Consider the following 17,839-nt stretch of genomic DNA (forward strand, 5'->3'; position numbering starts at 1 on the left):
GATGTTGAAGGGCAGCGGCAGAGCCCCGGTTCCGGCAAGGCCGGAACACAAGCACCGCGACACGGCAACCGGCGTTAGGTTTTGGGTTTTCAAGTGCAAGTAGTCAGCATCAGCAGCCTCAAAGGCGGCGTGGGCAAGACATCCGTAACCACTGGGCTGGCCTCGGCCGCACTGGCCGCAGGGATCCCGACCCTTGTTGTGGACCTGGATCCCCACGCCGACGCCACCACGGCCCTCGGCGTCCAGGCTGGTGACCAGCTCGACATTGGCCGCATGCTGAAGAACCCCCGCAAGGCCAGGCTCTTGGACAACGTGGTCAGCAGCGGCTGGGTTGACCACCCCCGCGGCAATGGCGGTGGCACGGCCCTTGATGTCGCCGTCGGATCCGCCTACACCGGAATCTACGACCGGCCGGATCTTGGGCGCCGCGATCTCCGCCGCCTGACTACGGTCCTGGCCGCGGCCGAAAAGTACGAGCTGGTACTCGTTGACTGTCCGCCGTCCCTCAACGGCCTCACCCGCATGGCCTGGAGCGCGAGCGACCGCGTGGTCCTTGTCGCCGAACCAGGGCTCTTCTCGGTAGCCGGCACGGAACGCACCATGCGCGCCATCCAGCTGTTCCGCCAGGAGTTCGCTCCGCAGCTGGCTCCTGCAGGGATCGTTGCCAACCGGGTCCGGCCTGCCTCATCCGAGCACACGTTCCGGCTCGCCGAGATGGAATCGATGTTCGGCGAGCTTTTGCTGAGACCGCATATTCCGGAGCAGGCGAACTGGCAGCAAATCCAGGGGGCCGCCCACGCCGTCCATCACTGGCCTGGCGACTCCGCCAAGAACACCGCCAAGCTGTTTGACTCGCTTCTGGAGAACATGCTGTCCTCAAACAACGGCACGCGGGAACGCCGCAAGCGCTGACGGGAACCTGCGAGGCAGAAGCTGCCTGGAGAAATGCGTTCCTCGAGAGAAGCGACGAAGCCGCCTTCCTATTGGAAGGCGGCTTCATTGGTCTTCAGTGGCCGCTCGTGGCGATCCCGACGGCGGTTCAGCCGGTGCGGCGCGCGGAACGGCGCTTGCTGAGTTCGTCGTCCGGAAAGGACTGTTCTACAACGTGCTCGCTCGGCAGCGCAGCAAGGCTCCCCTCGACTTCGCGCCACACGCGGCCGACCGCGATGCCGAACACGCCCTGGCCACCCTGCACCAGGTCAATGACTTCGTCCGCGGAAGTACATTCATAGACACTCGCGCCATCGCTCATGAGCGTGATTTGCGCCAGGTCTTCCACTCCGCGTTCACGCAAATGTTCAACGGCCGTGCGGATCTGCTGGAGGGATACACCTGTGTCCAGGAGGCGCTTGACGACTTTGAGAACCAGGATGTCCCGGAAGCCATAGAGCCGCTGCGATCCGGAACCGGCGGCGCCACGCACAGCGGGTTCAACGAGTCCTGTACGTGCCCAGTAGTCCAGCTGGCGGTAGGTGATCCCTGCCGCCTTGCACGCGGTGGGACCACGGTAGCCGGCATCTTCATCCAGGACCGGAAGGTCCTCTGTGAAGAGCAGACCCTGGGCACCGCTTGCGGGTACAGCAACGCCTGTCGACGCCTGCTTTAGCTCGCCTGCTTCGCCTTTGGGACTCACGTGACCCTCCTTGTCAGAAGTTCCCTTGGGGATGGTGCATACGGCGGCTAACACGAAACGGGAAAATGCACTCGTGTAATTTCAACGCGGCCGCACCTTTCAGTGTGACTTGCGCGGGTCCTGTACGCAACGGGAACTTGATATCTTCGACGTTAGGCGTGCGGGAGCCTCAGGTCAAAGACGTCCGGGGCATTTTCAGATCGTGTCGAAACTTTCACCCTCAACTTTAACCTTAGGCCACCTTCAGCCTTCGAAATCCTCTGGCTCAACGTCGTCCAGGAACTCCCGGAATCGGCGCAATTCCCGTTCTTCGTCAACTTCGGGACCCGGCTCGGTGTCTTCGCCCTCGTCGTGTTCGGTGATCCGGACGCCGGCTTCATCCATCACGGCGTCCGCACACCAGATGCGGCATTTCGCCCGCAACGCAAGCGCCAACGCGTCGGAAGCGCGGGAACTCACCACAGTGCCGTCGTCGAACTGGAGCTGGCCATAGAAGATATTGTCTTCGACCGCCACGATGTTCACGCTGATGATGGTGTGGCCGAGTGCTTCAACGACGTCGATCATCAAATCGTGGGTCATGGGCCGGGGCGGCACGACGCCTTGCTGGGCCAAGGCGATGGCACTGGCTTCGGGCGTGCCGATCCAGATGGGGACATGGCGTTCCCCATGCATCTCGCGCAGGAGGACCAAAGGCTGGTTTGAAGGCAGTTCAATCCGCACTCCAACGATCTCGACCTCAATCATCATGCGTCCATACGGGAGATACGGTCCTGCACCAAGGCTCGATGCAGGCTGAGGCAGAGTTCGCTGATTTCCCGGGCGGCTTCCGCTGCCCGGGATTGCGATGCCGCATCCTTGCGGGACGTCAGAGGAGCGACGACACGCTCCACCAAACCGAATTCACGCTCGGCTGCGGCCTGGAAAGGACGGAGGTGCCGCGGCTCGAGTCCATGGCTTTCAAGTTGGACACATGCGCGCGCCACTTGAAGGGCGTGTTCGTCGAATTTGCCGTTGACGTGGCTGATGAGCCCATAACTGAGGAGGGACTGCAATAGCGGGACGCTGGCCCCGGATTCCGTCCGCAGCTGCTCCTCGCTCAAGGCGCGTGCGTGGCCCTGCAGCTCAGCCGCAAGTTCGTCCGAGACAATCCGCGGAGAAACCGACACCCCCGGCGGGAGGTTTTCGGGACGTTCGCCACGGTCGATCGCGTCCAGGTAATCCTTGATGACCTTCAGGGGCAGGTACTGGTCACGCTGGAGGGCCAGCACGAAACGCAGCCGCTCGACGTCGCTTTCGGCGTACTGCCGGTACCCGGCAGGCGTGCGCTTCGGATTGATCAGTCCCTTTTCCTCAAGAAAACGGATCTTGGACGCCGTCATGGTGGGAAAGTCGTCGCTGAGTTGGGCGAGGACCTCCCCGATGTTGAGGACCTGCGGTCCTCGCCGTTCCGGCTGGGGCAGTGCCACAGGCGTACCCGGAATCAGTCTTGGCCTGCTGCGCGGGCAGGGCTCAGGTAGTAGGTGAGGCGGAACTTCCCGATCTGGACCTCGCTGCCGTTCTTGAGCAGGACGTTGTCCACCCGGTCCTGGTTGACGTAGGTGCCGTTGAGGCTTCCGGTGTCCACTACTTCGAAGCCTTCGGGGGTGCGTACGAATTCCACGTGCTTGCGCGAAACCGTCACGTCATCCAGGAAGATGTCCGCATCCGGGTGGCGGCCGGCGGTGGTGGTGTCGGAGTCCAGAAGGAAGCGTGCACCCGCATTCGGTCCGGTGTGCGCAATCAGCAAAGCAGATCCAGGAGGCAATGCCTGGACCGCAGCGCGCTCCTCGGCGGCCAGCGGCGGCCGGGCATCCGGCTCGTGGTGGCGCACGGGCGTGAGCTGGATTGAGGTGGTCTCCGAGGTTGGCTGTTCTACAGCACCGTGCTCGTCCCGGGCGTGGTTCCGCTTGCCGCCAACCATGGAAATCCTCCTCATCCGCCGGCAGTTGACAAAACTGCCGGTTACGCAACTGCCCGGTTCCCCGGGCCAAACAGGTCGCTGGCCCGCCGCCGTCGCTCCCGGTGTTCCGGGGAGAACCGACTTGGCGGGCCAGATACCATTTAGCCTACCTGTTGTTCGTACTCTGATGCACTGAGAAGGGTCTCGATGGCGTCAGCTTCCGAAAGCTTTACTTCGAACAGCCAGCCGTCACCGTAGGGATCCGAGTTGATCAGGGCAGAGTCGGTGTCGAGAGCCTCGTTCCGGGAAACAATTTCGCCGCTCACCGGGGCGTAGATGTCGCTTACGCTCTTCGTCGACTCGACTTCACCCACGACGTCGTTGCCCTTCACCGTGGTGCCAGGCTCGGGCAGCTGGGCGTAGACGACATCGCCGAGTGCATCCTGGGCGAAGTCCGTGATGCCGACGCGCACGACGCCGTCTGCATTCGGGGCGCTGACCCATTCATGTTCGGCGGTGTAGGAAAGATCGGCAGGAATGTTGCTCATGAGTCGCCTTTCATCGGGACATTTCGGACCACGACGGCGGCCCGGTCATCCGGCCACCGCTGAAAGTATAAGCACATCGCTGCCTCCTCCCCACAGGTGTCTGGAATGATTGGAAGCAGACTCGAGCCGCATAGTCCTGCAACGCCGCCGAAGGAGCACAATCATGCCGGAGCTGCCCGAAATCACTGCCCTGAGCGACTTTCTGGACGAACAGCTATCCGGGGCACAGCTCACGCAGTTACTGCTGCCATCGGCATTCGCCCTGAAAGTTGCGGATGTTCCCCATGAATCGCTCATCGGGCAGACCGTTGAATCCGTCGGCCGACGGGGAAAGTTCCTCGTTTTCAAGATCGCCCCTGCTGCACCGGATGGCGGCGACTCAGCAGAGCCTCTGTACATGATCGTCAATTTCGCCAAGTCCGGCTGGCTCACGTTCTCGGATAAACACCCCGGCAACGAAGCGACCGCAGCGGGCGGATACTTCGCCGCGCAATTGGGCTTTTCGCACAATGGCAGCGATTTCGACATCACCCTTACCGACACCGGAACGTGGAAGGGATTGGCCATCTTCCTCGTTCGCCAGCCGGGGGAAGTCCATGGCATTGCGGAGCTTGGGCCGGATCCCCTTGGCCCCGCCTTCGGCCTGGACGAGTTCAGCCGGCTTTTCACGCACCGGCAGCAGATCAAGGGAATCCTGAAGAACCAGAAGCTCATGGCCGGTATCGGGAACGCCTACAGCGACGAAATCCTCCACGCGGCGAAGCTGTCTCCCGTCGCCGTTGCTTCTTCGTTGGGACCGGACACGGTGGAGCGTCTCTTCACAACGATGCAGGACATTCTCAGTGGTGCCATCAATGAGTTCTCGGGCAAGAAACCGGGCGAGCTGAAGCCTGCTAAGAAGGCCTCGATGCGCGTGCACGGCAGGACCGGCGAGCCTTGCCCGGTCTGCGGGGACACCGTGCGGGAGGTTGCCTTCGTGGGGACTTCCCTGCAGTACTGCCCCACGTGCCAGACCAACGGCGAGATCCTGGCCAAACGCGGTTCGAGCGACGACGCCTGATTCGAAGAAACCGCCCGTCGCCTAGGCGACCGGCGCCTCCTCAGGTTCGCGTACGACGTCGGGGGCTGCTTGCTGCGCGGAAGCTGACTGCGCCGCTCCCCCGCGCAGGGCGGCTGCCGCGGCGGCGATCATGACGAGCAGGGCCGCTACAGTGATGGCGGCGCCGGCCCAGATCGGCGAGGTGTACCCCAGGCCCATGGTGATGGTGATCCCGCCCAACCAGGCGCCGAGGGCGTTGCCCAAGTTAAAGGCGCCGATATTCGCGCCGGAGGCAAGGGTGGGCGCAGTGGCGGCAAAGTGCATGACGCGCATCTGCAGGCCCGGGACGGTAGCGAAGCCGAAGCCGCCCATGAGTGCCAGTGAGAACAGGGTGGCCACCGGGCTCGCGGCGGTGAGTGCGAAGAACACGAGTACCAGCACCAGGCCCGCGAGGATGACCACGAGGGTTTTGTCGATGGACTTGTCGGCCGCTTTGCCGCCGGCGATATTGCCGACGAACAGTCCGGCGCCAAACAGGACGAGGAGCCAAGGGACGGCGTGGGGATCGAATCCGGAGACTTGGGTCAGCGTGAAGGCGATGTAGGTGAAGGCGCCGAACATACCGCCAAAGCCGAGAATTGTGACGATAATCGACAGCCACACCTGCCCGGACTTGAAAGCCCCAAGCTCACTGCGGAGGCTGCTGGCGGCAGCGCCTTCCTTGATCCTCGGGACCATGAGGGCAATGCCGATGAGGGCGAAAACGCCGATGATGGTGATGGCCCAGAAGGTGGACCGCCAGCCGAGGTTCTGGCCGAGGAAGGTTCCGAAGGGCACGCCCAGCACGTTGGCGGCGGTGAGGCCCGTGAACATGATGGCAATGGCCCCGGCCTTTTTGTGGGCCGGGACCAGGCCGGCTGCAACGACAGAGCCGATACCGAAGAAGGCTCCGTGACAGAGGGCGGCCACAATGCGCCCGATCAGCATTGCCTGGTAACTGTCCGCGATGGCAGAGAGGAAGTTGCCCGCGATGAACAGGACGAGGAGCCCGATCAGGACAGGCTTGCGGGGCAAGCGGGTGACGGCCGCTGTAACCAGGAGGGCGCCGACCACGACGCTGAGCGCATAGCCGGTGATGAACCAGCCGGCGGCCGCTTCGCTGACTCCGAAGTCGGTGGCAATTTCTGGCAAGAGGCCCATGATGACGAATTCGGTCAAGCCAATGCCGAATCCGCCGAGGGCAAGGGCGATCAACCCTGCGGGCATGTTGTTGCTCCTTTGTGGGGATGGATTCCCGTAAGACTGGAAGTGCGCCGCCGAGAACCGTAGAATTAGTTGCAGACGCTCCATATATAGTTGCACGCGCCATGTAATTGCGCAAGCAACTACTTTGCGGGCGTCTGATTTCTTCATCAATCGGCAGGAGTTACAGGAGACATGGGCATCAAGGACGACGCCGTTGAGGTGCGAGCGCAGGGGTGGCGGACTCTCGCGGCACTGCACGGCAACATCGAGGCAGCACTGGAAAAGGCGTTGCAGTCGGCCGCGGATCTTTCGGTGGTCGAGTACACGGTGCTAGACGCGCTGAGCCGCCAGGACGGCTGGCACATGCGGATGCAGCAGCTCGCCAGGGCAACAGCACTTTCCAGCAGCGCCACGACGCGCTTGGTGAACCGGCTCGAGGACCGTGGGCTGCTGACCAGGATCCTGTGCGCCGACGACCGGCGCGGGATCTATACGGAACTCACCGAGGCCGGCCAGAAGTTGTTGCTGGCGGCCAGGCCCGTGCACGACGAAACCCTCGCGGAGTCCCTGACGGCCGCAGAATCGGTACCGGAGCTTGAACCGCTAGTCAAGGCGCTGGGGGCGTTGCAGCGGGCCTGACGCGCCTTGTTTCGTGGGGCGCGCAGCGTTGGTTGGGCGTGCCGTGGGCCGCGTGCGTCGGAGCGTTAGACCTTTTTGACCACGCTTGATTTGAGCTGCATGGGGCCGAAGCCGTCCACCTTGCAGTCGATGTCGTGATCCCCCACGCCGTTCACAAGGCGGATGTTGCGGACCTTGGTTCCAACCTTGATGGCCGTGGCGCTCCCCTTGACCTTGAGGTCCTTGATCACCGTGACGGTGTCCCCGTCTGCGAGCACATTGCCGACGGCGTCCTTGATCTCTGCTGACTCAGATTCCGCTTCATCAGACGCGGTGGGCGACCATTCGTGGGCGCACTCGGGGCAGACCAGCAGGGCACCCATCTCGTAGGTGTATTCGCTGGCGCATTCGGGGCAAGGGGGAAGTGTTTCGCTCACCGTCCAATGATAGACGGGTGCGGTCCAACACGTAGACCGCGACCTGGGCACACCTAGACGCCCGGCAAGAACCCTGAGATCTCGCGGAATTGAACACGTAGATGGGAACTGCTGACCACTTAATTCTTGCGATTGACCACTGAGACGCTACATGTCGGCCATAGATTGCAGCTGTCCAGGAATCCGAAAGGTGGTGCATGAACCGTGCAATTGCCGATATGGGGCCTCGCCCTGGGATGGCTGGTCGTCGGCATATATCTTCGCTCGCCCAGGCTCTTCGCACTGATGACAGTGTGTGCCGTGCCGGGGCTGGCGGCCCGCGCAATGTCGACGCTGTTCGCGGAACCCTTGCATTTGACGGCAAGCCAACAGACCGGGTTGAGCGTCTTCTCTTCTATCTGGATCTACTTGACGCTGATCCTTTTCGTAGGTATTCGGCGCATGATGGGGCGCGGCTGAGGCTGCCGGCTTTTTGGAACCGACGCTTTCGAAAAGAAGGCGTGCGGGCGCCATCCTGACCTTCTTTGGTTTGGGAAATCGCTTACGACACGGCGAGTCATGTCATTTCAAAGCTCTGGCCCTTCAAACAAGGTCCGGACGGCGAGGTCAGGTCCGGAGAGAATCACGGGAGCGACGTCGATTCTGCTGGATCACTCTCTTTGCCGACATTGCCGGACCCGTGATTCCGCGGATCCGGATTCTATCCATTCGAGTGATTGAGCAGAATCCAACCTCCGAGCACTGACGATCCCATCCGAACGGTAGAGTCCAACGCGCGCTCGCTGGCAACACCAACGCTTAAATGCAAAAGCCGTGGGAACCCTAGAGTTCCCACGGCTTTTTGGTCGGGCTGACAGGATTTGAACCTGCGACCCCTTGACCCCAGGTGCCCAAAATCCCTGATCATGCCTGGCATCCGCTCCTCTCCGCGGGCCAGACCATGCAACACTCGTCATGAGAAACACTGAACAGCAGGCGCTCCTTGTTGAGAGAGAAGAAGTTGATGCCGGGTCCAGCATCCATGATGGGACGCTGACTCATGAGGATGAGTCCTCGTCCTCCAAATCGCTGAGGTCGATCTCCACCGTGGGCAAGTCCTCGACGTCGATGTCGGGCACGTCGCGCAGGATGGGGACAATCCCGGCTTCCTTGAGTTCGGAGATGACGGCCTCAAGGCTGACACCGCGGAGCGTAGCGATGGTTTGAGCACTGACGACGCCTTCGGCATAACCTGCTATGGCACGCGTTAGCAGTAACTGCGGTGGCCGTAAGCGGTAAGCATCGTCCTGGAGCGCCGAATAGTGATCTTTCCATCCGTAGCGCGTCGCAAGGTGGGGTGTGCTGAACTTTATCCATTCTTTCGCAGTCGCGGAGCTTACGTATCCGCTGTCCCGCAGCGCGATTGCGGCGATCGCCGGAGAGACGAGGAAGCGTTGCACCACTGCCGAGAGGTCGGCCTCGGACGCCGCGACTTGATCTCCAAGAAACTCCTTGACGCCTTCGATGGGCGCCAATAGGTGTCGCGCGAACGCGTCCGCCCGGATCTCTTCAGGCGACCGCGCACTGAACTCGGCAGTCTCACCCCAGTCCTCGAAAACAAGGTGTCCGAGTTCATGTGCGAGTGTGCTGCGCTGCCGCATCGGATTACGACTGCGCGCAATACCTACGAAGACGACGTCGCGGGCAGGGTCACACATCGTCAGCCCATGCTCATCAGCCGCAGCATCAAGGATCGCGACATCGTAGCCGGTGGTCTGCTCGATCAACGCAACGAGATCGCCCAGTGGCTGAACTCCGAGCCGATGGACGCGGCGAAAATCCTCCGCCGCGCCCTTGGCTTGCTGTTCCGCGTTCGGGGTCGAGATCATCGCACGCCGGGAATAGCCTGATCGTGGAGATAGGCGTCAAGTTCGATGAAGTGCAGCAGCCGCTGGCGCATGACTTCCATGCTTGAACCGTTCGTAGCACGGGCCGCGCACTGCACTCGGTCAGCCACGGCACTACCAGCCAGCTGGGCGACAGTGCAGCCAGTCGCATCTGCGATCAAGATGATCTCGGTCATCTTTGCAGGCCTGCTGCCCGAAAGGATGCGGCTCAGCGTAGCTTGCGAGATGCCGGTGCGGTCTTCAAGGGCACGCTGCGACAAACCTGCGGCCTTGCGCGCACTCTCGATCGCCGCGCTCATGTTTGATGTCATCACAGTCACCTCCTGAATCACTTTTTCTATGATGATTCAGTCTAGCTTGCGGCAGCACTAAGATCCAGTCCGCTGTGCCACGGACACGAACCAAGACAGCAGCAGGAAACGGTTCAGGAGGCGGGACCGTTGCCGCGATTACCTGGGTCAGGACGGCCCCGTTGGTTGTGTACTGGGGTGACATGGACATCGACGGCCTCGAGATCCTCGACGAATTCCGCCAGACCGGCGTACCTGCTGTGTCGATGTTAATGAATATCGATAGCTACCACACCTACCAACGATACGGAACCAACTTTGACCAGAACGGGAAGCCGCTGGAGATCAACACAGTACGGGAAGTCTCACTGCCGGACCATGGCGAGCGGGAGTTGTATGACCTGCTCATCAGCGGTGACGCACCGGTCCTGCGCATCGAGCAGGAACGAATCCCCGTCGAGCGCGCCGTCGAAGTGCTTCAACAGCTTATTCGCGAGAGCCGGATTCCCCGCCGCTCTCATTCCTTGGCTGGACCGACCGCAGAGGCTGACGCCGTAACAGAGGCCCACGTAGTCATATTGGCCCGTGAGCCCGACACGGCAGACTCGTGAGCGAGGAAGTACTGACGGCGCGCGAAGCAGCCGAGGCCCCCGGTGTGGGCTACGTCCAGCTCGCCGCATGGCGCAGTGTCAAGAAAGACACCTCACTCGGCGCACGTACATGGTCAGGCGCCCAGTGCTAGGTGGGGCCACCACGATCACGGTCGCGTCCACGGCGGTCGGTTTGGTGAACTGATGGCACGGAGCGGGCGGGCACAGAACGGGCCTGCTCATGGGCCTCGAAGAGGTCCCCGCCCCTCGAAAGCACCGTCCAGCAGGCTGGTCCCTTGGGCCTCCGAAAAATAGTCCGTAAACGACAAAGTCCTGGCGAGAATGAATCTCACCAGGACTTCCTTTGGTCGGGCTGACAGGATTTGAACCTGCGACCCCTTGACCCCCAGTCAAGTGCGCTACCAAGCTGCGCTACAGCCCGTCAGTCCTGCCGTTCTCCGCCTAGATTTTCATCTAAGCAGTCCGGCCGAACCACCTCAAAAAGCTTACACGATGTTCGAGGTTCTCAATGACACCTTGGCGGGTGTCATCTGTGATGCGCGTCTCAATTAGCGCTTCTTGCCGCGCTTTTCGCGGACGCGCATGTTGACCTCGATCGGCGTGCCGTCGAAGCCGAAGGTTTCGCGCAGCCGGCGAGTGATGAACCGGCGGTATCCGGGGTCCAGGAAGCCAGTGGTGAAGAGCACGAACTTCGGCGGACGGCTGGACGCCTGGGTGCCGAACAGGATGCGGGGCTGCTTGCCGCCGCGGACAGGGTGCGGGTGGGCAGCCACGAGCTCGCCCAGGAACGCGTTGAGGCGTCCCGTGGGGATACGCTTGTCCCAGCTCTCCAACGCAAGGTCCAGAGCGGGCACCAGACGGTCCTTGTGCCAGCCGGTCTTGGCGGAGATGTTGACGCGCGGAGCCCATTCAACGTGTGCCAGGTCCTGCTCGATTTCACGCTCAAGGTAGCGGCGACGTTCGTCGTCGAGCAGGTCCCACTTGTTGAACGCGAGGACGAGCGCGCGGCCCGACTCGATGGCGAGCTGCAGGATGCGGACGTCCTGTTCGCTGAGCACCTCGTCAACCGCCAGGAGCACGACGGCGACCTCCGCCTTTTCGAGCGCGGCCTGCGTACGCAGGGAGGCGTAGAAGTCGGCGCCCTGGGCCATGTGCTGGCGACGGCGGATACCGGCGGTGTCCACGAAGCGCCAGGTGCGGTCACCAAGTTCGATGAATTCGTCCACGGGGTCGCGGGTGGTCCCGGCGAGGGGATCAACGACCACGCGCTCGGAGCCGGCAAGCTTGTTCAGCAACGAGGACTTGCCGACGTTCGGACGGCCGATGAGGGCGATGCGGCGGGGACCGCCGGAGCGCTCAACGCCTTCCACCGTGGAGAACTCGGGCAGGGTGTCCATGACGTGGTCCAGGAGGTCGGCAACGCCGCGGCCATGGAGAGCGGACACCGGGTACGGCTCGCCGAAGCCAAGGCCCCAAAGCGTTGCCGAGTCGGCTTCCTGCGCAAAGTCGTCAACCTTGTTGGCCACCATGATGACCGGCTTCTTGGACTTGCGCAGCATCTTCATGACACCTTCGTCCGTGGCAGTGGCGCCAACGGCTGAGTCCACCACGAAGAGCACGGCGTCAGCCAGTTCCACGGCCATCTCGGCCTGCTCGGCGACACGGGCGTGGATGCCCCTCGCGTCGTGCTCCCAGCCACCGGTGTCCACGAGCGTGAAGTTGCGGCCGTTCCAGTGTGCCGAGTACATAACACGGTCACGCGTAACGCCCGGGGTGTCCTCGACGACGGCCTCGCGGCGGCCGAGGATACGGTTCACCAGCGTGGACTTGCCGACGTTGGGGCGGCCAATGATGGCCAGGACCGGGTCCAGCTTGAGGGGACCGTCTTCGCCTTCATCGTCGTAGAGTCCGCTCAGCAGGGCGGCGTCGTCCTCATCGAGGTCATAGTCTTCCAGGCCTGCCCGGAGGGAGGCTGCGCGGAGTTCGGCTTCGTCGTCGTCCAGGGCGGCGAGGTTTTCAGCCACCTGGTCGGTGCCGGTGGGCGTGTATTCGTCGTCGCCGGCTCCGATATTGCCGGATTTGTGAGTCGTATCGCTCATTGCACTTTCCTTAGTGGTGATCTGCCGGCGTCCCGGCTACTTCTTCTTGGCGGTGCTGCATTGGCTGTGGGCCGGTTCATTTAGTCCCCCGGAAGGGACTGACCGGTGGTCTTGACGGCATCCTGGACGTGTCCAGCCAGCGCAGCGCGGATCTCCGCAGCCGCCCTGTCCATTGAAACACGCCCCGACTCGCCATTTCTGCGGGTCACATTCAAGGGGGCTCCGAAACTGACGTGCAGGCGGCGGCGCAGCCTCGGAATGGAATCGCGATGTTCGTCTCCGATCCGCGTTCCGAGGATGGCCACGGGAATCACTGTGGCCCCGGACATCAACGCGAGCCATGCGACGCCATTGCTGATGTTGCCGGCGGTGCCGCTCCCCCTCGTTCCTTCGGGGAGAATCCCCATGCATCGGCCGGCGTCGAGCACTTGCTTTCCGAGCTGGAGCGCCGCGCGATCGCCCGAACGGTCGATGGAAATCTGCCCCGAGGCACGAAGAATTTTTCCCAGGAAACCCTTGAACATCTCTTTCTTGACCAGGATGTGCATGGGCCGTGGAGCCGCGCCGAACATCACCGGCCCATCCAGGAAGCTGATGTGGTTGCCCGCGAAAATGACCGGGCCGGACTTGGGAACATTGGAGCGCCCCGTGATCGCGGTCCGGTACAAGGCATGATCCAACAGCCAGCCAACAGGCCGGCTCCACATCATGGTCCAGCGTGCCGGGAGCCGGGCTTCAGTCACCGTAGATGACCTTACCCACAATGCTCAGCGCCGTTTCGACCGTTTCTTCGAAGTCCAGGTCCGAGGAATCCAGGGTCACGACGCCGTCGGCCGCTTGAGTGAAGTTCACCACAGTGGAGTCCTTGGCGTCGCGGTGGATCACTTGGGCGGCGAGCTGCTCCTGGCTCTGCGTTCCGCCCAACTGGATGCCGCGGCGCCGCAGCCGGGCTTCCTCGCTGGCGGTCAGCAACATGCGGACCTCCGCATTGGGCGCGACGACGGTAGTAATATCCCGTCCTTCCACCACCATGCGGCGGTGGTGCTGTTCGATCAGCTGGCGCTGGCGACGAATCAATTCGTTGCGGGCACCCAGGGTGGTTGCCACCGCGCTGACCGACGAGGAGATCCTCGGCTCACGGATTTCCTCCGTGATGTCCACTCCGGCAACACTGACATATTCGGCGTTGGCGCTCGTGCTGAGTTCCAGCGGCAGATCCTTTGAGGCCTGCTCGACGGCGGCACCGTCGGCGAGGTCGATGCCGGTCTTGAGGCAGTACCAGGTCAACGCACGGTACATCGCACCCGTGTCCAGATAGGCGAGCTTCAAGCGCCGGGCAACTTCCTTGCTGACACTGGACTTGCCTGAGCCGGACGGGCCGTCGATGGCGACAACGAGCGGCTTTCCCGGACGTACGACGGTCTCCGGGCCGAAAAGTTCACGTTTCATTACTGGAGTACCCGCCATCCACGGTCGGTCAAGGCTTCAACAAGGAGGTCGTGCTTGTTGGGCATAACGGAAAGTTCCACCATGCCAACGTTCTGCCCGGACGAGTGATCCAGGCGGAGGTCTTCAACGTTGACGCCGATCTCACCGATCTCCGTCAACAGCCTGGCGATCTGCCCGGGCCGGTCGTCTACCAGAACTGTAAGCCATGAATATGCCTGCGGAGGTCCACCATGCTTTCCTGGGATCCTGGCCTGCCCGGCGTTGCCCTCACTGATGAGCTGGGCAAGGTCCAGGCGGGCGCCGGGAGCCGTGGGATCCTCCAGGGTACCGATCAAACGGTTGAGGTCTTCACGGACACCATGGAGGATATCCACCACCTTGGCCGCGTTGTTCCCAAGGATCTGCACCCAAAGGGTGGGATCGCTGGCAGCAATCCTCGTGGTGTCCCGCAGCCCGTTGCCGGCCAGGGACAGCGCGTGAAGCGGTGTTCCCTGCAAGCGGCTGGCGAGAAGCGAAGACATCACCTGGGGCAAATGCGACACCAAAGCAACGGCTTCATCGTGTTCCTCCGCCGTGAACTGGGAGACTATTGCCCCCAGGTCCCCGGCAAGGGAACGCGCGGTCTGAAGCGCGTCGGCGCTGGTCTCGTCGGACGGACAAAGGACCCAAGGCATGGACGTGAAGAGCTCGCCGCGGGCCGCGACGGGCCCGGATTTCTCGCGCCCCGCCATCGGGTGCGTCCCGACGTAGCGGGACATGTCCACTCCACGGCCCCGGAGCTCGGCCTGGATTGCCAGCTTGACGCTGGCAATGTCCACCACAACGGCCTCCGGGTATTCACCCAGGGCACGCTCGACGACGTCGGCCGTCACATCCGGTGGCGCCGCGACAACAACCAGCTGGGGTGGGTTCCCAAGCTCGGACAGTGGCCGGCCCGCACCGATATCCACGGCCACGGCCTGGTTGGTCGGCGAAGGGTCCGACAGGAACACGGAGACACCCCGGCCACGCAGGCCGAGACCGATGCTGGCTCCGAGCAGGCCGGTGCCGAAAACGACCACCGGGCCGTCAAGGTGGCCCCGGCCGTGCGAGTGGAATGCCGACATGCCTTACAGTCCTACGGAGGCCAGGAGGTGTCCGACTTCCTGCTTGCCGAGGTTGCGGATGCTGCCCTGGCGCTGGTCGCCCAGGCCGATGGGACCGATCTTGACGCGCACGAGGCGAAGCACGGGGAAACCCACGGCTTCGAACAAGCGGCGGACAATACGGTTCTTGCCGGAGTGCAGCACAACCTCGATCAGCACGTGGCCCGGAGTGGAATCCACGAGCTTGAAGGAGTCGACGGACGCGATGCCGTCTTCGAGCTCGATGCCGGCCTTCAGCTGGGCACCGACGCCCTGCGGGAACGGACCACGGACTTGTACCAGATACGTCTTGGGCACCTCATAGGAAGGGTGCGTCAAACGGTTGGCGAGTTCGCCGTCGTTGGTCAGGAGCAGCAGGCCCTCGGTGGCGACGTCAAGACGGCCGACGTGGAAGAGACGCTCGCCCTTGTTCTTGGCGGACTTGAGGAAATCGCTGATGCAGGGACGGCCCTCGGGGTCTTCCATCGTGGAAACGACACCCTTGGGCTTGTTGAACACCATGTAGAGCATGGTGTCATCGAGCTGGATGCGAATGCCGTCGACGTGGATCACGGCGCTGGCGGGGTCGACGCGCATGCCGAGCTCGGTGGTGAGCTGGCCGTTGACCTCGACGCGGCCTTCCTCGATCATTTCCTCGCACACGCGGCGGGAAGCCACGCCGGCCTGGGCCATGACCTTCTGAAGGCGGACGCCATCGGCGTCGTGCTGCTCGGACTGGGCCACCTCGCCGCGGCGGCCGCGGGGCTTGCGGATCGGTCCAAGGTTCTGGCCGAAGCGCTCGCTGCCGAAGGCGCGGGAAGCGTACTGTTTCTTGGTGCTTGTCTTGGGCTTCAATGCGCCCGGCGTACCCGGCGCCTTGCCGAAGCCGGGCTTGTTGGAGCCTGGCTTGCGGGGGGCCTTGGCCGGCCTCGCCTCTTCACGGCGCTCGTAGCCTCCGGCCGAGGTGGGGTTGTCCGGATCGAAGGGGCGTTCTTCACGCGGACGCGTGGGCTTGAAGGGGCGTTCTCCGCCCGGGGAGAAGCTGCGCTTGCTGCCTCCAGAGGCGCCACCGGCACGGCTTGCGCCACCCCGGCCGGCACCAAAGCTGCTGCCTCCTGCGCGGCCGGCATTGCTGCGGCCTGCGTTGTTGCGGCCTGAGTCTTGCGACTCGTTGCGTCCGGAATTGTTTCGTCCCGAACTATTACGTGGTGAACCCTGGCGTCCCGCCTGTGTCATGACCCGTCCTTTTGTTATGGTGGCTGGCTTGTTCTTTCTCAACGTAAGCCAGCCGGACAGAGAATATCTGTCCTGTGTGTCTGCCCGCTACTAGCCGGGCGTTTGTAGATCCTTGCAATATTGAGTTGTTTAGCTTGCCTGCGCCGGGTTTCCCGCGACTACATGCGTTCGGCGTCGAAGAACTCCTCGATGCCCTCCAGCCCCGGAAGGTGGGGGGACAATTGAGGCAGTTCCGCCACCGAGCCAATGCCCATCCGTTCGAGGAAGTACGAGGTGGTCCGGTAAAGGATCGCCCCCGATTCAGGATCGGTACCCGAGTCCTCGATCAGCCCGCGTTGGACAAGGGTCCGAACGACTGAATCGACATTGACGCCGCGGATGGCCGACACCCTGGCCCTGGAAACCGGCTGCCGGTACGCGATGACCGCCATTGTTTCAAGGGCTGCCTGCGTCAGCCGCGCGGTCTGGCCTTCGAGAACGAACCTGCCCACGACGTCGGCAAAATCCGCGCGTGAATAGATCCGCCACCCTCCGGCAACGTTCCGCAACTCAAAACCCCGGGGTGCAGCGCTGGCACTTGCATCAGTGTGCAAGTCATCAGCGTCCCTGCCCGGGGCTTTAACAGTATAGCCGCTATACTCCTGCCGCAGTCCCTCCAGCAAATCCTCGACGACGGCGACCGTCACGTTGAGCCCGGCAGCGAGCTCTTCCGCGGTGGCCGGTTGGTCGATCACCATCAGGACGGCTTCCAGTGCCGCGCGGGCGCCACCGGGTAGGGCTTCAAGCTCGGCGAGGCCGTCCCCGTCCGTTTCCTGCTCGCTCACAGCGGTTCCTCTCCCTTGTCGATCTGCTCATACTCATCGCTCAAGCTGTCGCTGCTCCAGCCTTCTGGGCGCCCTGTCCAGCGGACGGTCAGTTCGGCGAGCGGACCCTGCTGCTCAAACGCCACCACCCGGTCGCGGAACAACTCGAGTAGTGCCAGGAACCGGGCTACGACGACAAGCGTGGACTCGGCGTCGGCAATAAGGGCCCTGAAGGATTGTGGCTGGCCGCGCTGCAGGCGGTACCCGATGATCTCGGCTTGTTCCTTGACGCTGACGGGTGATCCGTGAAGGTGGTCGACCCCGACTTCCTCGGGCGTGTTGTCCTTCGGCGCCAGGGTCTTGGCCGCAAGCGCGGCGAATTGCTCCGGGGTGTGGCGCCAAATCAGTTCGGGCAGCATTGCCGCGAAATGCCCCTCCAACGCGACTTGCCGCGGGAAGCGCCGGGCTTCGGACTCCAGGGTGCCGGACATGATCGCGGCCACTTGCTTGAAAGCCTTGTACTGCAGGAGCCGGGCGAAGAGGAGATCCCGGGCTTCCAGCAAGGCAATGTCCTCGGCATCTTCGACTTCGCCGGCCGGCAGGAGCCTTGCGGCTTTGAGGTCCAGGAGCGTTGCCGCGATGACCAGGAATTCGCTGGCTTCGTCCAGAGCCCAGTCCTCGCCCAGTTCCTGCAGGCGCCGGATGTACTTGATGAACTCATCCGTCACGGTAGCAAGCGCAACTTCCGTGATGTCCAGCTTATGTTTGGAGATCAGACCGAGCAGGAGATCGAACGGTCCGGTGAAGTTCGCCAGCCTGACCTCAAAGCCGGCCTTCCGTCCCGCGGGCGCGCCTCCAGCGGTGAGTGGCTCTGCCACG

21 protein-coding genes, 1 tRNA gene and 1 pseudogene are annotated in these 17,839 nt (G+C 63.0%); 6 read left to right on the forward strand and 17 right to left on the reverse strand.

Going from position 1 to position 17,839, the window contains the following annotated elements:
* The first annotated feature begins 93 nt into the window (after positions 1-93).
* Positions 94-912 carry a ParA family protein gene (locus AC4CS3_RS20645; RefSeq protein ID WP_490785009.1) on the forward strand — a complete coding sequence of 273 codons (819 nt, stop codon included), beginning with the start codon at positions 94-96 and terminating at the stop codon, positions 910-912.
* A gap of 127 nt (positions 913-1,039) precedes the next feature.
* On the opposite strand, the gene AC4CS3_RS20650 is transcribed toward AC4CS3_RS20645, so the two are convergent.
* The 5 genes from AC4CS3_RS20650 to gcvH all read right to left on the reverse strand — a co-directional run bounded on the left by AC4CS3_RS20650 (position 1,040) and on the right by gcvH (position 4,123).
* Positions 1,040-1,633 carry a MerR family transcriptional regulator gene (locus AC4CS3_RS20650; protein ID WP_236816845.1) on the reverse strand — a complete coding sequence of 198 codons (594 nt, stop codon included), beginning with the start codon at positions 1,631-1,633 and terminating at the stop codon, positions 1,040-1,042.
* A gap of 243 nt (positions 1,634-1,876) precedes the next feature.
* Positions 1,877-2,380, reverse strand: a complete 504-nt coding sequence (locus AC4CS3_RS20655; RefSeq protein ID WP_234753890.1) for a bifunctional nuclease family protein — start codon at positions 2,378-2,380, stop codon at positions 1,877-1,879.
* The gene (gene ftsR / locus AC4CS3_RS20660) at positions 2,380-3,096 is read right to left on the reverse strand and encodes a transcriptional regulator FtsR (protein ID WP_490785046.1); all 717 of its coding nucleotides are present in this window, start codon (positions 3,094-3,096) and stop codon (positions 2,380-2,382) included. The genes AC4CS3_RS20655 and ftsR overlap by 1 nt, the downstream gene beginning before the upstream one ends.
* 20 nt (positions 3,097-3,116) lie before the next feature.
* Entirely contained in the window at positions 3,117-3,596 is a 480-nt protein-coding gene (locus AC4CS3_RS20665) for an FHA domain-containing protein (RefSeq protein ID WP_234753790.1), read from the reverse strand.
* A 140-nt stretch (positions 3,597-3,736) separates the two neighbouring features.
* A complete protein-coding gene (gcvH, locus tag AC4CS3_RS20670; protein ID WP_078105597.1) occupies positions 3,737-4,123 on the reverse strand; it encodes a glycine cleavage system protein GcvH in 387 nt (128 codons plus the stop codon).
* A 163-nt stretch (positions 4,124-4,286) separates the two neighbouring features.
* On the opposite strand from gcvH, the gene AC4CS3_RS20675 reads away from it, so the two are divergent.
* Complete coding sequence (locus AC4CS3_RS20675; RefSeq protein ID WP_490785010.1) at positions 4,287-5,183, forward strand: DNA-formamidopyrimidine glycosylase family protein; 897 nt, start codon at positions 4,287-4,289, stop codon at positions 5,181-5,183.
* A gap of 21 nt (positions 5,184-5,204) precedes the next feature.
* On the opposite strand, the gene AC4CS3_RS20680 is transcribed toward AC4CS3_RS20675, so the two are convergent.
* The gene (locus AC4CS3_RS20680; RefSeq protein ID WP_490785011.1) at positions 5,205-6,428 is read right to left on the reverse strand and encodes an MFS transporter; all 1,224 of its coding nucleotides are present in this window, start codon (positions 6,426-6,428) and stop codon (positions 5,205-5,207) included.
* Between the two features lie 171 nt (positions 6,429-6,599).
* On the opposite strand from AC4CS3_RS20680, the gene AC4CS3_RS20685 reads away from it, so the two are divergent.
* Positions 6,600-7,046: a MarR family winged helix-turn-helix transcriptional regulator gene (locus AC4CS3_RS20685; protein ID WP_490785012.1), complete on the forward strand. Its 447-nt coding sequence runs from the start codon at positions 6,600-6,602 to the stop codon at positions 7,044-7,046.
* Positions 7,047-7,111: 65 nt separating this feature from the next.
* On the opposite strand, the gene AC4CS3_RS20690 is transcribed toward AC4CS3_RS20685, so the two are convergent.
* A complete protein-coding gene (locus AC4CS3_RS20690; protein WP_490785013.1) occupies positions 7,112-7,462 on the reverse strand; it encodes a zinc ribbon domain-containing protein YjdM in 351 nt (116 codons plus the stop codon).
* Positions 7,463-7,666: 204 nt separating this feature from the next.
* Here AC4CS3_RS20690 and AC4CS3_RS20695 point away from each other — a divergent pair, with 204 nt between their 5' ends.
* Entirely contained in the window at positions 7,667-7,921 is a 255-nt protein-coding gene (locus AC4CS3_RS20695; protein WP_490785014.1) for a hypothetical protein, read from the forward strand.
* 578 nt (positions 7,922-8,499) lie between these two features.
* Here the strand turns inward: AC4CS3_RS20695 and AC4CS3_RS20700 are convergent.
* Positions 8,500-9,330 (reverse strand): ImmA/IrrE family metallo-endopeptidase, encoded by an 831-nt coding sequence (locus AC4CS3_RS20700; RefSeq protein WP_490785015.1) that lies wholly within the window; start codon positions 9,328-9,330, stop codon positions 8,500-8,502.
* Entirely contained in the window at positions 9,327-9,680 is a 354-nt protein-coding gene (locus AC4CS3_RS20705; RefSeq protein WP_490785016.1) for a helix-turn-helix domain-containing protein, read from the reverse strand. Before AC4CS3_RS20705 ends, AC4CS3_RS20700 begins: the two co-directional genes overlap by 4 nt.
* A gap of 53 nt (positions 9,681-9,733) precedes the next feature.
* Here AC4CS3_RS20705 and AC4CS3_RS20710 point away from each other — a divergent pair, with 53 nt between their 5' ends.
* The gene (locus AC4CS3_RS20710; RefSeq protein ID WP_490785017.1) at positions 9,734-10,249 is read left to right on the forward strand and encodes a Wadjet anti-phage system protein JetD domain-containing protein; all 516 of its coding nucleotides are present in this window, start codon (positions 9,734-9,736) and stop codon (positions 10,247-10,249) included.
* Complete coding sequence (locus tag AC4CS3_RS20715) at positions 10,246-10,380, forward strand: hypothetical protein (RefSeq protein ID WP_490785018.1); 135 nt, start codon at positions 10,246-10,248, stop codon at positions 10,378-10,380. The genes AC4CS3_RS20710 and AC4CS3_RS20715 overlap by 4 nt, the downstream gene beginning before the upstream one ends.
* Positions 10,381-10,593: 213 nt before the next feature.
* Here AC4CS3_RS20715 and AC4CS3_RS20720 read toward each other — a convergent pair.
* The 8 genes and pseudogenes from AC4CS3_RS20720 to AC4CS3_RS20755 form a co-directional block, all read right to left on the reverse strand.
* Positions 10,594-10,670, reverse strand: a tRNA-Pro gene (locus AC4CS3_RS20720).
* Positions 10,671-10,797: 127 nt separating this feature from the next.
* Positions 10,798-12,348, reverse strand: coding sequence for a ribosome biogenesis GTPase Der (der, locus tag AC4CS3_RS20725; protein ID WP_441414778.1), 1,551 nt, complete (start codon positions 12,346-12,348; stop codon positions 10,798-10,800).
* A 10-nt stretch (positions 12,349-12,358) separates the two neighbouring features.
* Positions 12,359-13,055: pseudogene (locus AC4CS3_RS20730) on the reverse strand (lysophospholipid acyltransferase family protein).
* A 28-nt stretch (positions 13,056-13,083) separates the two neighbouring features.
* Positions 13,084-13,797 (reverse strand): (d)CMP kinase, encoded by a 714-nt coding sequence (gene cmk, locus AC4CS3_RS20735; protein ID WP_490785019.1) that lies wholly within the window; start codon positions 13,795-13,797, stop codon positions 13,084-13,086.
* Entirely contained in the window at positions 13,797-14,903 is a 1,107-nt protein-coding gene (locus AC4CS3_RS20740) for a prephenate dehydrogenase (protein ID WP_490785020.1), read from the reverse strand. The genes cmk and AC4CS3_RS20740 overlap by 1 nt, the downstream gene beginning before the upstream one ends.
* Positions 14,904-14,906: 3 nt before the next feature.
* Positions 14,907-16,157, reverse strand: coding sequence for a pseudouridine synthase (locus AC4CS3_RS20745; RefSeq protein WP_490785021.1), 1,251 nt, complete (start codon positions 16,155-16,157; stop codon positions 14,907-14,909).
* A gap of 158 nt (positions 16,158-16,315) precedes the next feature.
* Positions 16,316-16,981, reverse strand: a complete 666-nt coding sequence (gene scpB / locus AC4CS3_RS20750) for an SMC-Scp complex subunit ScpB (protein ID WP_490785022.1) — start codon at positions 16,979-16,981, stop codon at positions 16,316-16,318.
* Entirely contained in the window at positions 16,978-17,838 is an 861-nt protein-coding gene (locus AC4CS3_RS20755) for a segregation and condensation protein A (RefSeq protein ID WP_490785023.1), read from the reverse strand. Before AC4CS3_RS20755 ends, scpB begins: the two co-directional genes overlap by 4 nt.
* Position 17,839: the final 1 nt, after the last annotated feature.

This window comes from Arthrobacter sp. SE2 (assembly GCF_058244265.1).